Source organism: Chitinophaga sp. YR573 (genome assembly GCF_900110995.1).
GTDB lineage: Bacteria > Bacteroidota > Bacteroidia > Chitinophagales > Chitinophagaceae > Chitinophaga.
Window position 1 is genome coordinate 3,613,570 of sequence record NZ_FOJF01000001.1, and the last position, 19,264, is coordinate 3,632,833.

Sequence of the window (19,264 nt, forward strand, 5' to 3'; positions counted from 1 at the left end):
ATGAAGAAGATATTATTCACCGCTGTAATGCTTGTAGTTGTCCAGGCAGCGTGGTCACAACATAAAACAGGCTATCTGAAAGCAGCAGACAGTTATTACAAACAGGCAGATTATTATTCGGCAACATTGTATTACGAGAAATACCTGGTGGCCGGTACAAAGCATACAGATCCTATGACCTACAATCCATATGCTGCACCGGGTCCGTCAGACAGAGTGACGGCGGGCCCCGCAGCAGATGAGCAGCAGGCAGTATATCAGTTGGCGGATAGTTACCGCAGGCTGAATGATCCTGCTAAAGCGGCGCCGTTGTATGAGAAGTCGATGACGTATAATAACGACCGTTATCTCCTGGCGGCTTATTACTATGGAATCTGTTTGCGTTCTACAGAGAAGTATGATGCTGCCGAGGAAGTGTTAAGCGCTTTCCTGGCGAAATATAAATCAACGGATACATATAGTGCAGATGCAGAGAAAGAGTTGAGGAATCTTCGTTTCATCCGTCAGCAGTTGCAGAAGGGTGATTTGTCCCTTTACCATTTACATAAAGCCGCTGGCACTTTGAATGCCGGCGGCGCTACATATGCTCCTGTATGGGCAGGGGATAAGCTGTTGTTTACTTCTACGAAGGGGATGCCGGTGATGAACCGTATTTACCAGTCTTCCGATACAGTTGCTGTTACGCGTATTCCTTTAGTGCAGTTGTCTAAAGTGCATCAGGGTGCTGTGAGTGTGAGTGCAGATGGTAATTCTTTGTACCTCACACAGTGGACTATGGATAACGGAAAGAAATCTGCGGCTATTTATATCAGTAAGAAGAAAGATCAGCAGTGGAGTGAACCGGTGAAACTGGATGAGATGATCAATGTTACTGGTTTTAATGCACAGCAGCCTTTTATTATGGCTGATGGGAAGACGTTGTTATTCTCCAGTGATAAAGCCGGTAATTATGATTTGTACGCAGCTACTTTGGATGCTACTGGTAAAGCTGTTTCTGTGAAGGCGCTTTCTGCGCTGAATACAACTGCTGATGAACAGGCGCCTTATTATCATGCTGCTTCTTCTACGCTGGTATTTGCCAGCAATGGTGGTGTGGGTATGGGTGGATATGATCTTTATTTTAGTAAGGGTACTATTGATCAATTATCACCTGCTGTGAACTTTGGTTATCCTGTGAATGCGGTGAAGGATGATATCTATTTTGCCAGTAAGAGTCAGACAGCGAATGTACTGGATGATGCCTGGTTTTGTTCCGACCGTTCTGCGGAATGCTGCCTGGAGTTATTCAGTCTGAATATGACGCCACCTCCGCCTGTGGATACACCCGTGATAGTAGTTGTTACCCCTGTTCCTACTATCATTGATACAATTCTTCGCACACCTGTGAATGAGGCGATTGCCATCCAGCAGATTTACTATGAACTGAATGAATACACACTGAGTGCTTCTTCTTATCCAACACTGGATAAACTGGCAGAGGTGCTGTTGTCTCATCCGCAGATGGAGATAGAGATCAGTGCACATACGGATAGCACCGGTACAGCAGTGTTTAACCAGCAGTTGTCTGAGAAACGTGCGATGAACTGTGTGGCTTACCTGATGAGTAAAGGTGTTCCCAAGGACCATTTGCAATACAAAGGGTATGGTGCCAGCAAACCTGTAGCGCCTAATACATTCCCTGACGGAACAGATAATCCTGAAGGCAGAAGACTGAACAGACGTATAGAGCTGAAGATATTAAAGCAATAGTGTATGAGCCGTGTTATAACGTTGGTGTTGATGCTGATTTTTGCTGTTCATAGTTATGCGCAGCAACAACCGCATTACACACAGTATGTGCTGAATACTTTTATCATTAACCCTGCGGTAGCCGGTATAGAGAATTACTGGGATGTGAAGGCCAGTCACCGGCATCAGTGGGCAGGATTGAATGGCGGGCCGGTTACTACATACTTAACAGTACATGGGCCGCTGCGTAAGACGGATTTCCCTTCTGCTTCGGTAACGGGGTTTAGTCCGGATGGAGCAAATCCGCGTGGTAAGGCTTACTGGGAAACGTACACGGCGCCGCCTTCTCATGCGGGAGCAGGCTTCACATTACTGAACGACAAGACTGGCCCGCTGAACCGGTTTTCTGCCAGCGTAGCGTATGCGCATCATATTGGTATTGCTCCCGGAACGAGTTTGTCAGCAGGTATTTCTGCTGGTGTACAGCGTATTTCTTTAGATGCTGCCGCCTTGCAGTTCCAGGACCCTTCTGACCCGGCGATAGCCAGCAGTACTACGCTGAACAAGTGGCGCCCTGATGTGAATGTGGGGCTTTACCTGTATTCGGCGCAATACTTTGCGGGGATTTCTGCACAGAATATTATTCCGGCGGAGTTAGGTTTTGATGATGGGAAAGTGAAGGGAGATTCTCTTTACAGGGGGAAACTGGTACCGCATCTTTTTGCGACTGCGGGGTATCGCCTGTGGGTAAACGAAGATGTAAGTGTATTACCATCTGTGATGATCAAATATATAACTGCTTTACCGGTGAGTGTGGATCTCAATGCCAAGTTACAGTACAGGGATGTGTTGTGGGCAGGTGCTTCTTACCGTCATAAGGATGGGGTAGCGGCGATGCTGGGTATTAATGTGAATGCCACGTTCAACATCAGTTATGCGTATGACTATACAACTTCTTCATTAAATACGGTGAGTCGTGGTACACATGAGATCATGGTAGGTTTCCTGATAGGCAACCGTTATGCTGATCTGTGTCCGCGGAATATCTGGTAAAATATTAAATACACACAATTATCAAACATTTAAATCAACTCAAAATCATGAGAAACACATTTTTACTTTCGCTGGCTGTTATTATTTTTTCCTGTGGGGCATGTTCTAAGGACGGTGCTGTTGGTCCTGCGGGAGCAACGGGTCCTGCCGGTGCTGCTGGCCCTACCGGAGCAACAGGTACAGCCAATGTGATTTATTCAGACTGGTTAGATGTAGCTTATGATCCGATTACCGGTGATTTCGATGAGGATGGTAAACTGGATACTGCTGCTTTCGAAACAACTATTGCTGTTGATAAACTGGACAATGATATCCTGACCACCGGTGAAGTGAAAGTATATATCAACCTGGGTACTGCCGCAGCTCCTGACATTACTCCTTTGCCTTACTTTGACGTTTTTGCTGGTTACAGCATTAATCCGTCATTCTCTGCAAACCAGATTTACATGCTGGCAACTAACAGTTTCCAGACTTACATCGGTACTGATAATGCAAAACATCAGCAGTACAGGTATGTCCTGATTCCTGGTGGAACAGCTGCCCGTACCGGCAAATCTGTTGACTGGAATAATTACAGTGAAGTGAAAGCTTACCTGAAGTTAAAAGACTAAGAGGGCACGTTTAATGAATATGATGGGATGTGATTTATTTCACATCCCATTTTTTGTACCTTTTCTTTACCAGTTTGGATAGTCCCGGTATCATTTGTACATTCCGTTTGCAAAATTTCAAAGTTATGAGAAGATACAGGTCGATACTTTCGGGATGCATAGCCATATGCATGATGCAACAGGTGAGCGCACAGGCAGTACGTACAGCTGCGGTAACACGTAGTAATGTCAGTTATGTAGACCCCACTATAGGGGGCGTAGGGATCATCCTGGAGCCTACCCGTCCTACAGTGCACCTGCCCAATAGCATGCTGAGGACGTTCCCTTTCAGAAAGGACCAGCTCGATGACCGGATCAGTTATTTCCCGCTTATGATCGCTGCCCACCGGCAGAATAACCTGTTCGGCCTGATGCCGGTATCAGGGGACGTAGAGGATTATAACTGGCTGTCGCCCACCATATATGACCGGGAACAGACAACCCCTTACTATTACAGTGCCTATTTAGAAGATACAGACCAGGTGGAGTTTACGCCTGCCGCTCATAGCGGATATTTTCGTTTCCATTTCAACGGCAACATACCGCATGCGATAAGAATTAATGTGCTTAACGGTGATGGAGATATCGCCGTGTCCGGCAAGAGGGCCATTAGCGGAAAGGAAGTATTTGAAGGTATGACAGCGTTCTTCTATGGAGAACTGAACACGGATATTGTCAACACCAGCTACCGGGACCCGAACGGTAAAACACAGCTGAAAGTGAATACCGCTGAGAAAACGCAGGTCGTAGAATTCCGTTATGGGGTGTCTTTTGTCAGCGTGGACCAGGCAAAGGAGAATTTACAGAAGGAGATCCCTAATTGGGACTTCGCGGCTATCAAACAACAGGCATATAACGCCTGGGATAAAGTACTGGGACAGATAGACGTAAAAGGGGGTACTCTTTCTCAGAAAAAAGTATTTTATACTTCACTGTATCGCGCCTATGAGCGCATGGTGAATATTAATGAATATGGGAAATACTATAGTGCATATGATCATACGATACATACTTCTGATCAGCCTTTTTATGTAGATAACTGGTTATGGGATACCTATATCGCCCTGGAACCTTTACAAACCCTGCTGAACCCGAAAATGGAAGCAGATAAGATCAGATCTTATGTGCAGATGTATGAGCAAAGTGGCTGGATGCCTTCCTTCGCCCTGCCTTTCGGAGATTACGCCTGTATGACAGGTAACCATGCTGCCGCCTGGATGGCAGACGCCTGGTTCAAAGGCATACATGATTTTGACCTTCCCAGGGCCTATGAAGGGCTTAAAAAGAATGCCCTGGAAGCAACCCTGCTGCCCTGGAGAAATGGCCCTGCTACGTCCCTGGATAGCTTTTATGGGGTATATGGATATATGCCTGCACTGAAACCTAACGAAAAGGAAACCGTAAAAGAAGTGCATGACTTTGAACGCCGTTAGGCAGTAGCCGTAACATTAGAGAACAGCTATGACGACTGGTGCATTGCACAACTGGCAGCTGCTGCCGGCAAAAAAGAAGATGAAGCGCTGTTCCTGAAAAGAGCCGCTAATTATAAGAACGTATTCCGAACTGATAAAGGCTTTATGTGGCCTAAGGATGCCAGCGGTAACTGGATAGATCCTATAGACCCTAAATTCTCCGGTGGGCAGGGTGGCCGTGATTACTTCACCGAAAACAATGCCTACACCTATAACTGGGATGTAAAACATGACCTGAAAGGGCTTTTTTACCTGATGGGCGGAAGAACTAAAGCAGAAGCTAAACTGGACCAGTTATTCCGGGAAGACCTTGGACGGAGTAAGTACCAGTTATGGTATACTTTCCCGGATGCTACGGGTTTGGTGGGTCAGTTTGTAATGGGAAATGAGCCCAGTTTTCATATCCCTTACATTTACAATTACCTGGGAGCACCCTGGAAAACGCAGAAACGGATCCGTATGCTGATGAACACCTGGTATACTGATAACCTGTTTGGTATTCCGGGAGATGAAGACGGGGGTGGAATGACTGCTTTTGTCGTGTTTTCTATGATGGGTTTTAGCCCGGTAACACCTGGTATTCCGGTGTATAATATCGGTAGCCCGGTATTTGAACAGGTAAAGATCAAATTATCCAATGGAAAGGTGTTTACGATAGATGCTCCGGGTAGTTCTGATGCTAAGAAATACATCCAGAGCGCCACTTTGAATGGTAAACCTTTAAATACCCCCTGGTTCACGCATCAGGCAGTGTTAGACGGCAGTACGTTAAAGCTGGTGATGAGTGAGAGCCCTAATAAACAGTGGGGTAGTGGAGAAGAGGATGCTCCTCCCTCTTCTATAGATTATAAGTCGGGTAAGTAATTTATTATTAAGGTATAAGGCCCTTTATTCACTTGCTGAGAGGCAGTGGATAAAGGGCTTTTTATTTGCCAGTAAAGGCTCTCTGAACACTTTCTCATGGCTCATTCTATCATCATTCCTTCATCACTCCTATATCACTCCTATATCATTCTACTGGCATTCCTATATCCAAACGATATAGGAATGACGAAAGAGTGCCGAAGGAGTGAGGTTTCTATGATGAAGGGATATAGGATTTACCTGGAGTTTTAGTGTTTGCCAGGAGTAGACAAAGTGCGCGGTTAATATGGCGGAGAGTAGGCGGAGACATGAAGGAGCTATGAAGGAGGGTTGGACTTAAGCAGGAAATAGATGGTGTAACACCTTTAAAATAATCCTTCAAAAATTATCAATCTTCATGCTTCCTCTCTATTTTAGTAGGATAACCGAATCTATCACTATGTCAAAACATCTACGTCAGGATAAAACTTGTTTGAATTGCGGGGCCATTGTGGAAGAAAGATATTGTACGCACTGCGGACAGGAGAATCTTGAATTAAGGGAATCTTTTGGTCATTTATTCAGGCACTTTTTTGAAGACTTTACACACTACGATTCTAAACTATTCATTACGATTAAAGACCTGATACTAAAACCAGGGTTTTTAACCAAAGAATACCTGGCAGGTAGAAGATCGCAATACTTACATCCTATCCGGATGTATGTGTTTATCTCTTTTTTATATTTTTTAGCCCTGCTTAGTTTTAATCATTTTGAGGATCATATAGAAGAATCTATTGCCAATAGCGCTTCTCTGAAAACGAAAAAACAAATAGTCGCTAACCTGGATAGTCTGTTGTTAACAAAAAGCAATGATACACTTGCGGATAAAATAAAGAATACAACTATTCATCAGGTAATAACAACGAATGGGCTTGATACGCTTCCGCGATACTACGATTTTACTGTGGTAGGGAATATTACTCATAAGGACCTGAGATCATATGATTCTCTGCAAAATTCTTTGCCGGAAGAGAAGAGGGACAGAAGCCTGAAGTCGTGGTTCTATCATCGTTGTCTGGAAAAGGTAGATCACTATGGAGGAGAGGGGACAGTACTGCGGACCGCCGCCAGGACCCAGCATATTATTCCTAAAATGATGTTTGTTTTATTACCCTTATTTGCGTGGTTATTAAAACTCTTTTACGACAGGAAGAAATATTTATATGTTGATCATGCTATTTTTTCTCTTCATTTCCATTCAGCTTTTTTCCTGTTTTTCCTGGTTGTAGATATCATCACAAGAATATTCTCACTTCATGATCTTAATAACCTGGAATTAATAGCATTTATATATATAGTAGTCGCTTTAAAGAACACTTATCATGAATCATTACTCAAGTCTTTTTTTAAAGCGCTTGGAGTGGTTATATTATATTCAATTTTTATTCTAATAGGGTTTATGATAGTAGCATTAGCTAATTTGGTATTCTGATAAAAGAAGAGGGTGTCAATTATTTTTGACACCCTCTTACTTATAATCTTTTCATTAGTTCTAAACAGGCCCGCCCATTATGATAAGGGCATTTCCAGAAACCTGCTTTATCCTCCTGCATAATGCTGTAATCTTTCTTTCTTCCCCAGTACCATTCTCCTTTAGATGTATCCAGTATATACTGTTGGATGAATGTCCAGTTATTGAATGCTTTCTCCAGGTATAGTTCGTTCTTACTCACCTGCCAGGCGTTTACAAAACCTACCAGCGCTTCTGCCTGTGGCCACCAGTGTTTTTCTGCTATCAGTCCATGACCGGATGACTCATACCATAATCCACCGTCTTTATCAAGCCCTTTGATGGTAGCATCTGCAATCTGGACAGCTATTTTTTTGAATCCGGAGATAAGAGCAGGATCTGCCAGTACTTCCGCAGCCTCTAATAACAACCAGCTGGCTTCAATATCATGGCCATAGGAGATGATATCATCTTTCACCAGCCAATGCTCATCAAAAAACAAATGTAAATGCCCTGTTTTGAGGTCTAATATCTTGTCGTGGAATATGTCCAGTAACCCCCTGATAGCGTCTGCAAGGGCCTTATCCGGCCAAATACGATAGAGGTTTGTATATGCTTCCAACACATGCAGGTGCGTGTTCATGGTTTTCTTCTCATTAGCGTCTTTTTCGCTTAGTCGCAGGTCATTGATTTCCTGCCAGTCGCGGGTAAAAGCTTCCAGGTAACCTCCGAAAGTGGGGTCATAGCTGTGCTGCTGAATGAGTTGATAGCCGTCTATGGCTATTTGTTTAGCGTATTCGTTTTGTGTAGCGAGGTAATATTCACTGCAGGCGTAGATGTTGAAAGCCAGGGCATAGATCTGCTTTTTGGTTTCAGCGGGATGGCCTTTGTAATCAACGCTCCAGAATACACCGCCATATTCTTTATCAAGGAAATGTTTATCAATATATTCGAAAGCCCTGCGGGCAATATCCAGGTGTTTAGGATCTTTTGTGACATTATAGGCCGCGGAGAAAGTCCAGAGGATCCGTGTGTTTAAAACAGCCCCTTTATCCGCAGTAATATCAATCTTATTCTCATTATCCAATTTCCCGTAAAAGCCTCCGTTTTCATGATCTGGTGTGTGATCCATCCAGAAATGAAGGATATCATTAAGGGCGATTTGTGCTGATTGTTTTAGTTCGGCTTGCATTACTGTTGTTTTCTCCTTTGTTCCAGTGCGACGGCTATTTCTGCTACGCGGCTTTCTGATAATGGATATAAGGCGATGAATACGATGGATAAGACAGACCCGATGGCAGGTAAGAAACTGAGCATCAGTAAGATACCTGTTTGTGCACTGCTGCCCTGTACTGCATTGGCTTTGAACCCGAAAGCATCGAGTAGCCAGCCGGTTAAAGCCCCGCCTATCGTCCAGCCGAATTTCTGAGACATGGAAGAAGAGGAGAAGATCAGGCCAGTGGCACGACGCCCGCTTTTCCATTCGGAATAATCGGCGATATCTGCATACATAGACCAGAGTAAAGGGAAAATGATACCGGCACAGATGCTGATAATCAATTGGAAAGAGAATATCAGGAAAAGCTGGTCTTTGCCCAGCCAGTAAAAGAGGATACTGAAGATAGATGCAATGACCATTGCCCCCATATAAGTGTTCTTTTTACCTATGCGGTTAGCTACCGGAGAGGCTAAGATCACCCCTATAATATTTGCGCCCTGACCCACAATGAGATAAAGCGTGGAATAGGTGATACTGGTGCTGCCCAGTTTGAAAGCCTCTATATTCTGGATAAAGTATTTGAAGTAGTAGAGTGTGGCGCCATCCCGGATAGAGTTGAAAATCAATGCCATAATACCGGCACAGAGTAAGATCCACCAGGGTTTGTTACCGGTGAGATCTGCGATATCTTCCTTCAGGGAAGGTTTTTCTTCTTTAATCGGTTGTACCCTTTCTTTTACCCCGGCGAAACAGCCAAGGAACAGCAGCACACATATCACTGCTATCACCGCTACTCCCATCTGCCAGCCTGTTTTCAGACTGGTTCCTTTACTGAAAAGCGTGACTAAAGGTTCTATCAATGCCAGCGCAATTAAGCTACCCGCAAAGGCAAAAGCCATCCTGAAAGAAGCGAGGGTGTTCCTGTCCTTTGCATCAGAGGAGATGACCCCTAACAAAGAAGCGTAGGGCACGTTTATCAGTGAATAGATCATCATCATGGCGGAATAGGTGATGTATGCGTATACCAGCTTGCCACCAGGAGAAAGATCGGGGGTGGAGAAGGTGAGTACGCCTATCACGCCGAAAGGGATGGCTATGTAAAGGATGTAAGGGCGGAATTTTCCCCAGCGGGAGGAGGTCCTGTCGGCCAGAGTGCCTACCACAGGATCGAAAAGGGTGTCCCAGATGCGGGTGATCAGGAACATAGTACCTACGGCAGCCGCTTTTAATCCGAATATATCTGTGTAAAAGAACAATAGATACATGCCGAAGAGTTTCCAGAACATGGAAGAAGCCATGTCACCGAACCCGTAGGCAATTTTTTCTTTTAATTTTATCATAAGGAGTGGAACTGGTTTCTTACGGGTACAAATCTATGGGAATACCCGTCCCCTTATGTAATATTCATTTATCTATTGGCTGTATTATTTTATCAGAGCGATTCCTGGATGTTTAACCCCAGCGCTTTGATGGCTTCTTCGTTCCGTTTGTAGTAAGTCCATTGTCCTTTACGGGTCACAGTCACCAGATTGGCACGTAAGAGAATGGTCAGGTATTCCGAGATCGTAGACTGGGTCAATCCCGCCTTTATCTGTATAGCCCCCACACATACACCGGTAGGGGTGTTCGCTTCCTCCGCAAAATGTTTATCAGGCTCTTTCAGCCATTCCAGGATCTGTAACCTGGTTTTGTTTGAAAGAGCCTTGAAAATTTCAACTTGTTCCATACTGTAAAGGTATCGGGAATATCCGATTTATAAAATATTGATTCCTTTTTGTTCCAGATGGGCATAAATAGCATTGCGTACTTCCTCTGAAATAGCAGATACTTTGCTGATATCCCTGCACCAGAAGATGATATTGATATCTGTCTTTTTAGAATTAATGTTACTCACAGCTACTTCCACCTCTCTCTTTTCCACCACTTTTTCATTGCCTTTGATAATATTGAGGATCTCCGGTTTCAGGATCTCTGTCCCCGGTTTCCTTTCGATACTGAAGCTGAGGGTCACACGGGCATGGTTGTTACTGAGTGTCCAGTTCACGATATTATGGGAAAGCACGTCTCCGTTTGGCATGATCACCTCAGCCCCATCTTCAGTGAGCAGGGTGCTGGTACGGATACCGATCTCTTTCACACGACCTTTTTTATCACCTATCTCTACAGTATCTCCTATTCTTAAAGGGCGGTCGAATATCAATATAATCCCAGATACAAAGTTGTTGACGATGCTTTGCAGCCCCAAACCAATACCTACACCTAAAGCGCCCAATATCACCGTGATCTTGTCTATTGGTAAGCCGGAGGCGGCTACTGCCAGCAGGAAGCCCAGTATCAGTAATACAAGACGGGTAATGAGTAAGCGGGAACGTTGTCCTTTATCGTCAAAAGCAGCATCATCTCCCGTATCTCCGAAGAAGTAAGCGATGTAACGCTGTAAGAAGTTGGCTACCCATATAATACCCAGGAAGATAGCGATTTCCTTAAGTGTGAATCTAAAGCTACCGATAATGACAGGAGCGGTGAAGAGCTCTGATAATATATCGTTCAGCGCGTCGTAGAGGTTGAGGTTGGTCGTGAATACGATGTACCACAATACGGCGGCAAAGACAATTACCAGGCGAAAAAGAGACTTCCTGATATCTTTTACTTCAAACTCTTCAGGATAGTTTTTACGGATCCTGCTGCTTTGTATCTGTAATAGGAAGGCTTCTATGATGATTTGTACGAATACAGCCAGACTAGCCGTTTGTGCCAGCGCATATACGGCTGTAGCGGCAAAGATCTGGGAAAGGGTGACCCTGCCGAAAATGTTGCAGATCACGGCCAGGAAGTTGAAGAAAGTATATAACCCGGTTGCGTAGAAGATCAGCTTGTATTTGCTTCTTACTTCTTTGGAACGGGAGAGGATATATAATCCGAAGAAGATAGAGGCAATATCGAGAGCCAGGGTGGCCCAGCGCATCAGCCTTATAGGCAGGCCAAGGATGCGGGTGCCCGGTAATAATAAGAACAGCAGGATAAAGATGCACCATCCCCAGAAAAGATCTTTTGGCAAACGTTTATAGAATGCGAAGGTTAATAAGATCATTAACAGGAACTGGGTGGATTCTATATAGATAGCCGGCGCATGTACATCGAAGATGGGCGCCAGGTTGAGGATCAATAATAAAGTAGCAATAACCGGAATATGGTTGATATAGCTGAAGTTGAAGCTGTCTACAGCGCTCAGTTTCTTCCGCTTTTTAAGGCTGCGGTAGTTGTTCCATACCCAGAAAAAGAAGGCTAGTCCGGTTAGGAACAGCCAGAATCGTTTGCTGCGGGTATTTGTGAAATAGTATTGCGCCAGTTGCTGTTCGTTATTCACGGACTTCTGGAAGGCGCCTCTGGACATGTTGGTCCTGGCAGTAGGTTGTTCCCACAGGTAGCGGCGTTCCTTACCGAAAGCTTTGCTGCCTACTGATGCTAAGGAAGCATCTGCCTGGTACAGCAGTTCTTCTACGGTGATGGAGTTGGCGGAAGTATGTGCTTTCAGGTCGTTGATCTGGGTAGTACTGCGTCTGATGAGGCTGTCGGCACGTTTGAATTTGGTACGCAGCTGTTGTAGCTGGGGAACGAAAGACAGACGCAGGGAGGAGTCTCTGAATACCTTGCGGAGCAGGGTATCCTTTCTCAGGTCGCGGATCTCTTTTTTAAGATCTTCCAGTTTGGTATCGTAGCTGTTCAGTTGAACAGAATAGTCATTCATGTTTCTGTCCAGTTCATCCAGCAGGGTATTGTACATCTGCAGGTTGCGGATGTTGAGGGTCCTGTCGCTGGTAGAGGAGAACTTCTCTTTTAAGATAGCGAGAGCGGAGTCGCTTTCGTTCAGGTGTTCCTGTATATCATCTGCTTTTACAAAAGACCCTGTTACGAGGGGAGCTTTGTTCAGCGTCTGGAATACTTTTTCAAATTGGCTAAGGTAATCGCTCCTGGTAGGGATGTTATCATCACCAAAAAGAGTGGAGTCTGCCATTTTGCGGCCAGGCTTCTGTGCGGTCACTGTTCCGCTAAATGTTATGGTTAAAATCAGAAAAAGTATATATCTCATATCTCTATAAAAAGTGCTGAAATATAACACTATTTTTTCTTATATAAGGGCTGTAGAGTTCCTTTTTAAAAAATGTAAAAGCTCTTGCTATCACCTGATCCATGTTATAATATTTAAAATCAGCCAGTCTGCCACAGAATTTTACGCTTGTCAGTTTATCGGCTTCTTTCCGGTATTTATTATATAAAAGGCCGCTTTCTTTTGTCTGTACTGCATAAAAGGGTTCTTTGCCCTGTTCCCATTTACAGGGGTATTCCATGGTAATACTTGTTTGAGGATGTTGCTGACCGGTAGCATGTTTCCATTCTACGATGCGGGTGTAGGCGAAATCATTGGGATAATTTATCTGCTGGCATTCCTGGTAAAACTCCTGATTGATGGTTTTATGTTCAAAGTGTAATGAGCGGTAGGGTAATGCGCCAAACTGATGCTGGAAGAAGCTGTCGATAGGACCTGTATAGATCACCTGGTTAAAGTTGGCAGAGAGGGTGTTGAAATCTGTTTGCAGGGCTACCGTGATGTTTTTATGGTTAATCATCTTCCTGAACATTTCTGTGTACCCGTTTTTTGGAATGCCCTGGTAGGTATCTGTAAAGTAGCGGTCGTCCTGATTTGTTCTTACCGGGATCCTGGCAGTAATGGAGGCGTTTAACCTTTTAGGATGCACATCCCATTGCTTAATGGTATAATTCTTATAGAATTTATTATAGAGATCATAGCCAACCTGACTAATAATCATTTCTTCTGCATTCTGGGGATGTACAATTTCCTTTACTCTTACGGAATCATAAAACTGTTGTACTTGTTCAGGAGTCTGCAATTTCATGTTGTACAACTGGTTGATGGTATCCATATTGATGGGTATGGGTAACAGCATATTCTCCACGCTTGTTTTTACTTTGTGTTCATGCAGGTGCCAGTCTGTAAAAGCAGAGAGATAACTGAAGATGTCTTTATCATTTGTGTGAAACCAGTGGGGCCCGTACTGATGCACGAGGATACCTGCGGCATCTGGTTTGTCGTAACAGTTGCCGCCGATATGGTCTCTTTTGTCTATCAGTAATACTGTTTTATTCAGCTGTGTAGCAATTCTTTCAGCCAATACACAGCCGGAAAGACCGGCACCGACAATCAGGAAGTTATACTGCATATATATTGATTAATGATAGTGCTGCCCGATAAATAACTGGTGGCAAATGTGCGTGCGTTTGGCGACCAGTTATTTTGTGTTGCCGATAATTGCACAATTGCTTTATGCAGCTGATCTATATTCTCGGGTTCTATGAGCAGTCCCAGGTTATGGTTCGCAATGGTATGATATAAGGAAGTGCCTTCGCTGGCGGTAGCAATGATGTTCCCGCCTACAGACAGGATAGTGGTTAGTTTGGATGGCATGACAAGGTCTGCTGCATTTTTCTTTTGCAGGATGAGATGGATGTCTGCCATATTAAGGAAGTTGTTAAATTCTTCTATAGGTTGCAGGGGCATGAAATGTACATTTTGTAATCCCATGATAACGGATAGTTCCAGCAGTCGGCCTTTGTAGGCGCCGGTACCACAGATAACAAATTGAATATTGTGACATCTTTCTGCTACATGTAAAATGTTGTCCAGACCCTGTTTCTCCCCTATATTACCGGAGTATAATACAATGTGGTCATCACTCTTAAATCCCCATTTCTTTTTCAGCATGATTTTATCGGGGAGTGGATAAAACAGTTGGGTATCTACCCAGTTGGGAAAGTAGATGACGGGGATATCCTGTTTCTGTTTTACTTTATTAATCATCCCTTCGGAGATCGTGCTTACATGATCCGCTTTTTCTAAAATGTATTTCTCCAGCTTAAACATCCATTTCAATAACTTGTCAGACTTTATCATATGTAATTCTTTTGCGAGATCTATCTGTAAATCCTGTATATGATAAACAACGCGGGTATTTCTGAAGAAGCGGAATAACAGAGCAGCAAAACCTATATGAAAAGGAGGAGCGATGGTGATGAATGTATCAAAACGTTTTGAGAATATTAGTTTAAGTAAGATGATAGAAGATGAGAGAAGAAAGGAGATATCCTGCATCATTCTTTTGAATCCGGAAGGTTTGCGGGGAATGTAAAACGGGCATCTGTAAATAGTGAGTAGTCCGTTTACTTCTTTCTTGAAGAATCTGTTTTTGTAAGGTTGTTGTACATGCCATTGCGGATAAAAAGGGAATGCGGTAACAACGGTGCAGCTGATACCTTCGGACACCATATGTTCTACCATTCCACTTGTATATTTTCCAATTCCGGTTAATTCTGGTGAGTAGTTGATGCCCAGTACAAGAACATTTTTCATCGGGTTTAACATGTAATCAATTTAAGGTATCGGAGAAAGGTTTACTATACTACAACCAGTAATTTTTTTTGTTTGATTAAGGGTATATATTTAGCATATTATGTTGACCAAAGAAGATATCGAACTTTCCTTGCAGCGGAAGAAGCTGCAACTTGTTATTAAGCGGATTTTTGATGTTATCGTTGCCGGTTTGCTGATCATTTTATTCTCTCCTTTACTGATTATTGTGTCTCTGCTTATTCTCTTTTCTTCCAAAGGACCGGTATTATATACGAATGAGCGGATTGGTTACCGGGGTGTTCATTTCAGGTGTTTTAAGTTCAGATCAATGGTTGTTCATGAACAACAGATGGCTACTGATGGGGTGTTGTATAAAGTGAAGAATGACAGTCGGGTTACCTGGATTGGCAGTATTATCCGTAAAACAAGCATAGATGAGTTGCCACAATTGTTTAATGTGCTGAAAGGAGAGATGAGTCTGGTAGGGCCGAGGCCATTGGTGCCTTTTATGATGGCGGGATTACCGGATTTTAATGAGATCCGTTGTTTGGTAAGACCGGGAATTACAGGACAGTGGCAGATTGAGGACAGGGAACATAATACAAGTGCTGATTATATGATGAAACCTGACCTTACTTATATCTCAACATATACGTTATTATCAGATCTGAGAATTATAATAAAAACTCCCATTGTTGTGTTAAAAGCGAAGGGAGCGTACTAGAGTTAGTGTATATATCGTACCTTACATGGCACCTCTGTTTAAGATTTCTCGTACTGTTAAAAGTTGTTTAAGATGAAAAGTAAGAAGTTGGAAATTGTTCGTTTCGCCCCAAAGGGTAAGGACAGTTTTATGGAAGCCGTGAAAACAGCTGTAAATGAGTATTTCGAGTCTAATCGTATTTCCACGTATGCAAATACCGAGATGTGGGTGAAAACTGCTGTGATGCTGGCATTGTATTTTGTACCCTGTACATTAATGATTACAGGAGTAGCTGCAGGTCATCCCTGGTTGTTTTTTGGTTTCTGGTTTGTAATGGGTATTGGTATGACCGGTATCGGTACTTCCGTCATGCATGATGCGAATCATGGTGCTTATTCTTCGAATAAGAAAGTGAATAATTTTATTGGTCATGTATTGGAACTTATAGGTGGATATGTAGCTAACTGGAAGATCCAGCATAATATTCTGCATCATACTTACACAAATATCCACGGACTGGATGAGGATATTCATAGTATTAAATTATTACGTTTTTCTCCTAATCAGCCAAGGTACTGGTATCATCGTTATCAGCATATCTATGCCTGGTTTTTCTATATGATCATGACGTTGTTCTGGATGACGGCGAAAGATTATATACAGGTTTTCAGATATAAGCAGCATGATTTACTCGTGAAACAGAAGGTAACGCTGAAGACGGCGATGTTACGTATTTCTATTGCTAAAGTGTTTTATTACTCTTATATATTGGTGTTGCCGTTGCTGTTCTCCGGAATGCCATGGTATGCTGTGCTGGCAGGATTTTTAGGGATGCATTTTGTGGCAGGATTGTTCCTGTCCTGTATTTTCCAGCCTGCGCATGTGATAGGGGAGTCTGCTTTTAATTTGCCTGTGGAAGGTGGAGATCATAAGAGGATGGAAGATTCCTGGGCGGTGCATGAAGTGGCGAATACGAGTAATTATGCACCGAGGAGCAGGGTGTTGTCCTGGTTTATTGGCGGGTTGAATTACCAGATAGAGCATCATTTGTTTAGTAATATCTGCCATGTGCATTACAGGAAGCTGGCACCTATAGTGAAGTCTATTACGGCGTCGTTTAAGATACCTTATAATGTGCAGTCAAATTTTCTGTTAGCGTTGTGGGCGCATGGGAAGATGTTGAAGCAATTGGGAAGAGAAGGTTGATTTGATAAGAAACTACTCCTGTTAATATAACTTCAAAAGGCTCCCGTTTTGGGAGCCTTTTCGTTTTATATAGTTTTTTTAAAATGCACTTTTTACGACTCCTCCATCTACTCTCAGTGCTGCGCCATTAATGGCGGAAGCTCTTTCACTTGCTACGAAGGCCACAAAGTCTCCAATCTCAGTTGGGTTGATCAACCGCTGGATTAAAGAAGTAGGACGGTTTTCCGTTACGAAAGCCTTTTCTGCTGCTTCTGGTGTATGTTGGGGGAAGATATCCTGTATAAATTTAGATACTCCTTCGGTGATGGTAGGACCAGGAAGTATTGCGTTCACAGTTACCTTAGTTCCTTTAGTCAGTTCGGCGAGACTTCTTGAAATAGCCAGCTGCATCGTTTTGGTAGCACTGTAATGCGCCATCTCCGGAGCAGGATTTAAGCCTGATTCACTGGAGATGAAGATCACACGGCCGGTACCTCTTTCTATCATCTTTTTGGCATAATGCCGGCTTAAACGTACCCCACTCATGATGTTTACTTCAAAGATCCTGAACCAGGACTCATCTGTTTCGTCAAAAAATCCTACTGCTTCGTAGATGCCCAGGTTGTTTACCAGGATATCTATCTCCGGAAATTCCTGTATGGTTTTATCGCAACCTTCTTTAGTACCAATATCAGCTACCAGACTTTTCAGGCTGGCGTTGGGTAATTGCTGTTTAATTTTGGCAATAGCTTCAGATACTGATTTCTCAGTACGGCCGTTCACGATTACTGTCGCATTTTCTCTGGCTAATGAAATAGCTATTTCCAGACCTATTCCACCTGATGAGGCAGATACTAAGGCTGTTTTATTATCAAGACCTAAGTTCATAATTGTTTGATTTATGAATGCAAAGGTCGGGGAATATGCGTTATGAGAGCCCGATTCAGATCACTTTTTTAATGTGATGTAGATCACACCATACGGCTGAGGGTTTCTCTGGATACACCCAGGTAAGCCGCAATCACTGATTTGGGAACTCTTTGAAAGAGGGTAGGATATTGGTTCCGTAATTTATCGTAGCGTTCTTTTGCAGTGCTGCTAAGAAGACAAAGGATTCTTTGTTGCAAGGCTATATAACCGGAGTGGGAGATCTTTCTGAAATAATGTTCCATTTTATGCATCTCATCACACATCTTTTCCCTGTTTTCGTAGGAGAGGCATAATACTTCGGAGTCTTCTATACAATTAACATTAAGGGTAGCGGGAGTATGTTTGTTATAGGCTTCGAAGTCGCTGATCCACCAGCTTTCCATGGCGAACTGTAAGATATACTCCTTATCTTCTTCGTTCATCATATAGGATTTCATACAACCTTTTATCACAAAAAACTCTTGTGGTACAAGATCTCCTTCCTGTACCAGGAACTGGTGTTTACGGAATTTCCTCGTACTGAAGTGAGAGAGTACATAGTCAAACTCACTGTCAGTAAGAGGAACGATTTTTTCTATATGTTGTCTTAAGAGGTGCATCTTGCCCGAAAGTTACAGGGATTTTTGTATTTATCAATAGCCCGGGCTATTGATAAAGGGTTATGCAAAAGCGGGGGCATAATCCTTTACAAAATCTTTAAAACTGCGTGGGGGCTTGCCTGTTGCATCTTTTACCCCTGATTCTATAGATGCCGCTTCTTCCCTGGCGTAGTGTGCGTAATCTTCTATTAGTCCGTCTGCCTGCCATTCCGGAAAGTGTACCTGGGATAGCGCGTCTCTCATGGCAGCCGGAGGGACATCTATAAAGATGATCTGTTTGTCTAATGCTTTGGAGAGTTCTTCCGCCATTTGATAATGGGTAATAGCTTCCGGACCTGTGAGGTTGTAAGTTTTATTCTCATGGCCTGGCTGGGTTAATGCCACTGCGGCTACATCTGCAATATCTCTGATGTCTACAGCACTGATCCTGGCATTGCCAACGGCCGCAAAGAATTTCCCCTGTTTGATAGGCTCTTTGAAGCCTAGTAACCCCTGCATGAACAGATTAGGGCGTAGAAAGGTGTAAGTCATACCGGATTCTTTTATCTTATCTTCTACGGCTGCGTGGTAGCGCAGGAAACGTACAGGCGAGTTTTTATCTGCTGCCCATTGAGACAGTTTTACTATGTGTTTTACTCCTGCTTTTTTAGCCTGTTGCACAAAGGTAATCTGTTGTTTTTCTGATTGTTCTGAGGAGTTTGTTAAGAGGAAAGCTTTTTCTATCCCCTGTAAAGCATTGGGGATAGAAGCCGGGTCGTTGAAATCACCTTGTATTGCTTCTGGTATGTCTTCACTTAAGGAACGGACCATTGCACGAAAGGGGATGCCCTGTTCTCTGAGTATTTTTACGAGTGTAGATCCAATATTTCCCGATGCGCCTGTGATAAGAATTTTGGGTGCCATATATTTGTTTTTATATGTCAAAACTAGTGCTATTGGTAT

Annotated in this window: 15 protein-coding genes and 1 pseudogene; 7 read left to right on the forward strand and 9 right to left on the reverse strand. The window is 43.3% G+C overall.

The features are described 5' to 3' along the window. The 5 genes and pseudogenes from BMW86_RS15295 to BMW86_RS15315 all read left to right on the forward strand — a co-directional run bounded on the left by BMW86_RS15295 (position 1) and on the right by BMW86_RS15315 (position 7,241). Positions 1-1,749, forward strand: a complete 1,749-nt coding sequence (locus tag BMW86_RS15295; RefSeq protein ID WP_089782594.1) for an OmpA family protein — start codon at positions 1-3, stop codon at positions 1,747-1,749. Positions 1,750-1,752: 3 nt separating this feature from the next. Continuing rightward, positions 1,753-2,781, forward strand: a complete 1,029-nt coding sequence (locus BMW86_RS15300; protein WP_089782595.1) for a PorP/SprF family type IX secretion system membrane protein — start codon at positions 1,753-1,755, stop codon at positions 2,779-2,781. A gap of 47 nt (positions 2,782-2,828) precedes the next feature. After that, positions 2,829-3,392 (forward strand): hypothetical protein, encoded by a 564-nt coding sequence (locus BMW86_RS15305; RefSeq protein ID WP_089782596.1) that lies wholly within the window; start codon positions 2,829-2,831, stop codon positions 3,390-3,392. Positions 3,393-3,517: 125 nt separating this feature from the next. Continuing rightward, positions 3,518-5,767, forward strand: a pseudogene (locus BMW86_RS33190) (GH92 family glycosyl hydrolase). Between the two features lie 439 nt (positions 5,768-6,206). Further along, positions 6,207-7,241 (forward strand): DUF3667 domain-containing protein, encoded by a 1,035-nt coding sequence (locus BMW86_RS15315; RefSeq protein ID WP_177189271.1) that lies wholly within the window; start codon positions 6,207-6,209, stop codon positions 7,239-7,241. Between the two features lie 40 nt (positions 7,242-7,281). Here BMW86_RS15315 and BMW86_RS15320 read toward each other — a convergent pair whose 3' ends face one another. The 6 genes from BMW86_RS15320 to BMW86_RS15345 all read right to left on the reverse strand — a co-directional run bounded on the left by BMW86_RS15320 (position 7,282) and on the right by BMW86_RS15345 (position 14,905). After that, entirely contained in the window at positions 7,282-8,451 is a 1,170-nt protein-coding gene (locus BMW86_RS15320; protein ID WP_089782598.1) for an AGE family epimerase/isomerase, read from the reverse strand. Continuing rightward, positions 8,451-9,818, reverse strand: coding sequence for an MFS transporter (locus BMW86_RS15325; protein WP_089782599.1), 1,368 nt, complete (start codon positions 9,816-9,818; stop codon positions 8,451-8,453). The genes BMW86_RS15320 and BMW86_RS15325 overlap by 1 nt, the downstream gene beginning before the upstream one ends. A 92-nt stretch (positions 9,819-9,910) precedes the next feature. Beyond that, entirely contained in the window at positions 9,911-10,204 is a 294-nt protein-coding gene (locus BMW86_RS15330; protein ID WP_089782600.1) for an ArsR/SmtB family transcription factor, read from the reverse strand. A 27-nt stretch (positions 10,205-10,231) separates the two neighbouring features. Then, complete coding sequence (locus BMW86_RS15335; RefSeq protein WP_089782601.1) at positions 10,232-12,568, reverse strand: mechanosensitive ion channel domain-containing protein; 2,337 nt, start codon at positions 12,566-12,568, stop codon at positions 10,232-10,234. A 4-nt stretch (positions 12,569-12,572) separates the two neighbouring features. After that, positions 12,573-13,718, reverse strand: coding sequence for a UDP-galactopyranose mutase (glf, locus tag BMW86_RS15340; RefSeq protein ID WP_089782602.1), 1,146 nt, complete (start codon positions 13,716-13,718; stop codon positions 12,573-12,575). Next, positions 13,700-14,905, reverse strand: coding sequence for a WcaI family glycosyltransferase (locus BMW86_RS15345; protein WP_177189272.1), 1,206 nt, complete (start codon positions 14,903-14,905; stop codon positions 13,700-13,702). The genes glf and BMW86_RS15345 overlap by 19 nt, the downstream gene beginning before the upstream one ends. A 100-nt stretch (positions 14,906-15,005) precedes the next feature. On the opposite strand from BMW86_RS15345, the gene BMW86_RS15350 reads away from it, so the two are divergent. Further along, positions 15,006-15,629, forward strand: coding sequence for a sugar transferase (locus tag BMW86_RS15350; protein ID WP_089782604.1), 624 nt, complete (start codon positions 15,006-15,008; stop codon positions 15,627-15,629). 72 nt (positions 15,630-15,701) lie between these two features. Then, positions 15,702-16,814, forward strand: a complete 1,113-nt coding sequence (locus BMW86_RS15355; protein ID WP_218149149.1) for a fatty acid desaturase family protein — start codon at positions 15,702-15,704, stop codon at positions 16,812-16,814. 78 nt (positions 16,815-16,892) lie between these two features. On the opposite strand, the gene BMW86_RS15360 is transcribed toward BMW86_RS15355, so the two are convergent. From BMW86_RS15360 to BMW86_RS15370, 3 genes are all read right to left on the reverse strand, one after another. Next, a complete protein-coding gene (locus BMW86_RS15360; RefSeq protein WP_089782605.1) occupies positions 16,893-17,681 on the reverse strand; it encodes an SDR family NAD(P)-dependent oxidoreductase in 789 nt (262 codons plus the stop codon). Positions 17,682-17,764: 83 nt separating this feature from the next. Further along, positions 17,765-18,322: a Crp/Fnr family transcriptional regulator gene (locus tag BMW86_RS15365; RefSeq protein ID WP_089782606.1), complete on the reverse strand. Its 558-nt coding sequence runs from the start codon at positions 18,320-18,322 to the stop codon at positions 17,765-17,767. A gap of 60 nt (positions 18,323-18,382) precedes the next feature. Continuing rightward, positions 18,383-19,225 carry an SDR family oxidoreductase gene (locus tag BMW86_RS15370; RefSeq protein ID WP_089782607.1) on the reverse strand — a complete coding sequence of 281 codons (843 nt, stop codon included), beginning with the start codon at positions 19,223-19,225 and terminating at the stop codon, positions 18,383-18,385. Positions 19,226-19,264 lie beyond the last annotated feature (39 nt).

What these genes read in the sequence shown, in the direction of transcription:
- BMW86_RS15295 (WP_089782594.1), top strand. Translation starts at nt 1, where the DNA reads ATGAAGAAGATATTATTCACCGCTGTAATGCTTGTAGTTGTCCAGGCA.
- BMW86_RS15325 (WP_089782599.1), bottom strand. Translation starts at nt 9,818, where the DNA reads ATGATAAAATTAAAAGAAAAAATTGCCTACGGGTTCGGTGACATGGCT.
- BMW86_RS15370 (WP_089782607.1), bottom strand. Translation starts at nt 19,225, where the DNA reads ATGGCACCCAAAATTCTTATCACAGGCGCATCGGGAAATATTGGATCT.
- BMW86_RS15355 (WP_218149149.1), top strand. Translation starts at nt 15,702, where the DNA reads ATGAAAAGTAAGAAGTTGGAAATTGTTCGTTTCGCCCCAAAGGGTAAG.
- glf (WP_089782602.1), bottom strand. Translation starts at nt 13,718, where the DNA reads ATGCAGTATAACTTCCTGATTGTCGGTGCCGGTCTTTCCGGCTGTGTA.
- BMW86_RS15320 (WP_089782598.1), bottom strand. Translation starts at nt 8,451, where the DNA reads ATGCAAGCCGAACTAAAACAATCAGCACAAATCGCCCTTAATGATATC.
- BMW86_RS15330 (WP_089782600.1), bottom strand. Translation starts at nt 10,204, where the DNA reads ATGGAACAAGTTGAAATTTTCAAGGCTCTTTCAAACAAAACCAGGTTA.
- BMW86_RS15315 (WP_177189271.1), top strand. Translation starts at nt 6,207, where the DNA reads ATGTCAAAACATCTACGTCAGGATAAAACTTGTTTGAATTGCGGGGCC.
- BMW86_RS15360 (WP_089782605.1), bottom strand. Translation starts at nt 17,681, where the DNA reads ATGAACTTAGGTCTTGATAATAAAACAGCCTTAGTATCTGCCTCATCA.
- BMW86_RS15350 (WP_089782604.1), top strand. Translation starts at nt 15,006, where the DNA reads ATGTTGACCAAAGAAGATATCGAACTTTCCTTGCAGCGGAAGAAGCTG.
- BMW86_RS15335 (WP_089782601.1), bottom strand. Translation starts at nt 12,568, where the DNA reads ATGAGATATATACTTTTTCTGATTTTAACCATAACATTTAGCGGAACA.
- BMW86_RS15305 (WP_089782596.1), top strand. Translation starts at nt 2,829, where the DNA reads ATGAGAAACACATTTTTACTTTCGCTGGCTGTTATTATTTTTTCCTGT.
- BMW86_RS15365 (WP_089782606.1), bottom strand. Translation starts at nt 18,322, where the DNA reads ATGCACCTCTTAAGACAACATATAGAAAAAATCGTTCCTCTTACTGAC.
- BMW86_RS15345 (WP_177189272.1), bottom strand. Translation starts at nt 14,905, where the DNA reads ATGAAAAATGTTCTTGTACTGGGCATCAACTACTCACCAGAATTAACC.
- BMW86_RS15300 (WP_089782595.1), top strand. Translation starts at nt 1,753, where the DNA reads ATGAGCCGTGTTATAACGTTGGTGTTGATGCTGATTTTTGCTGTTCAT.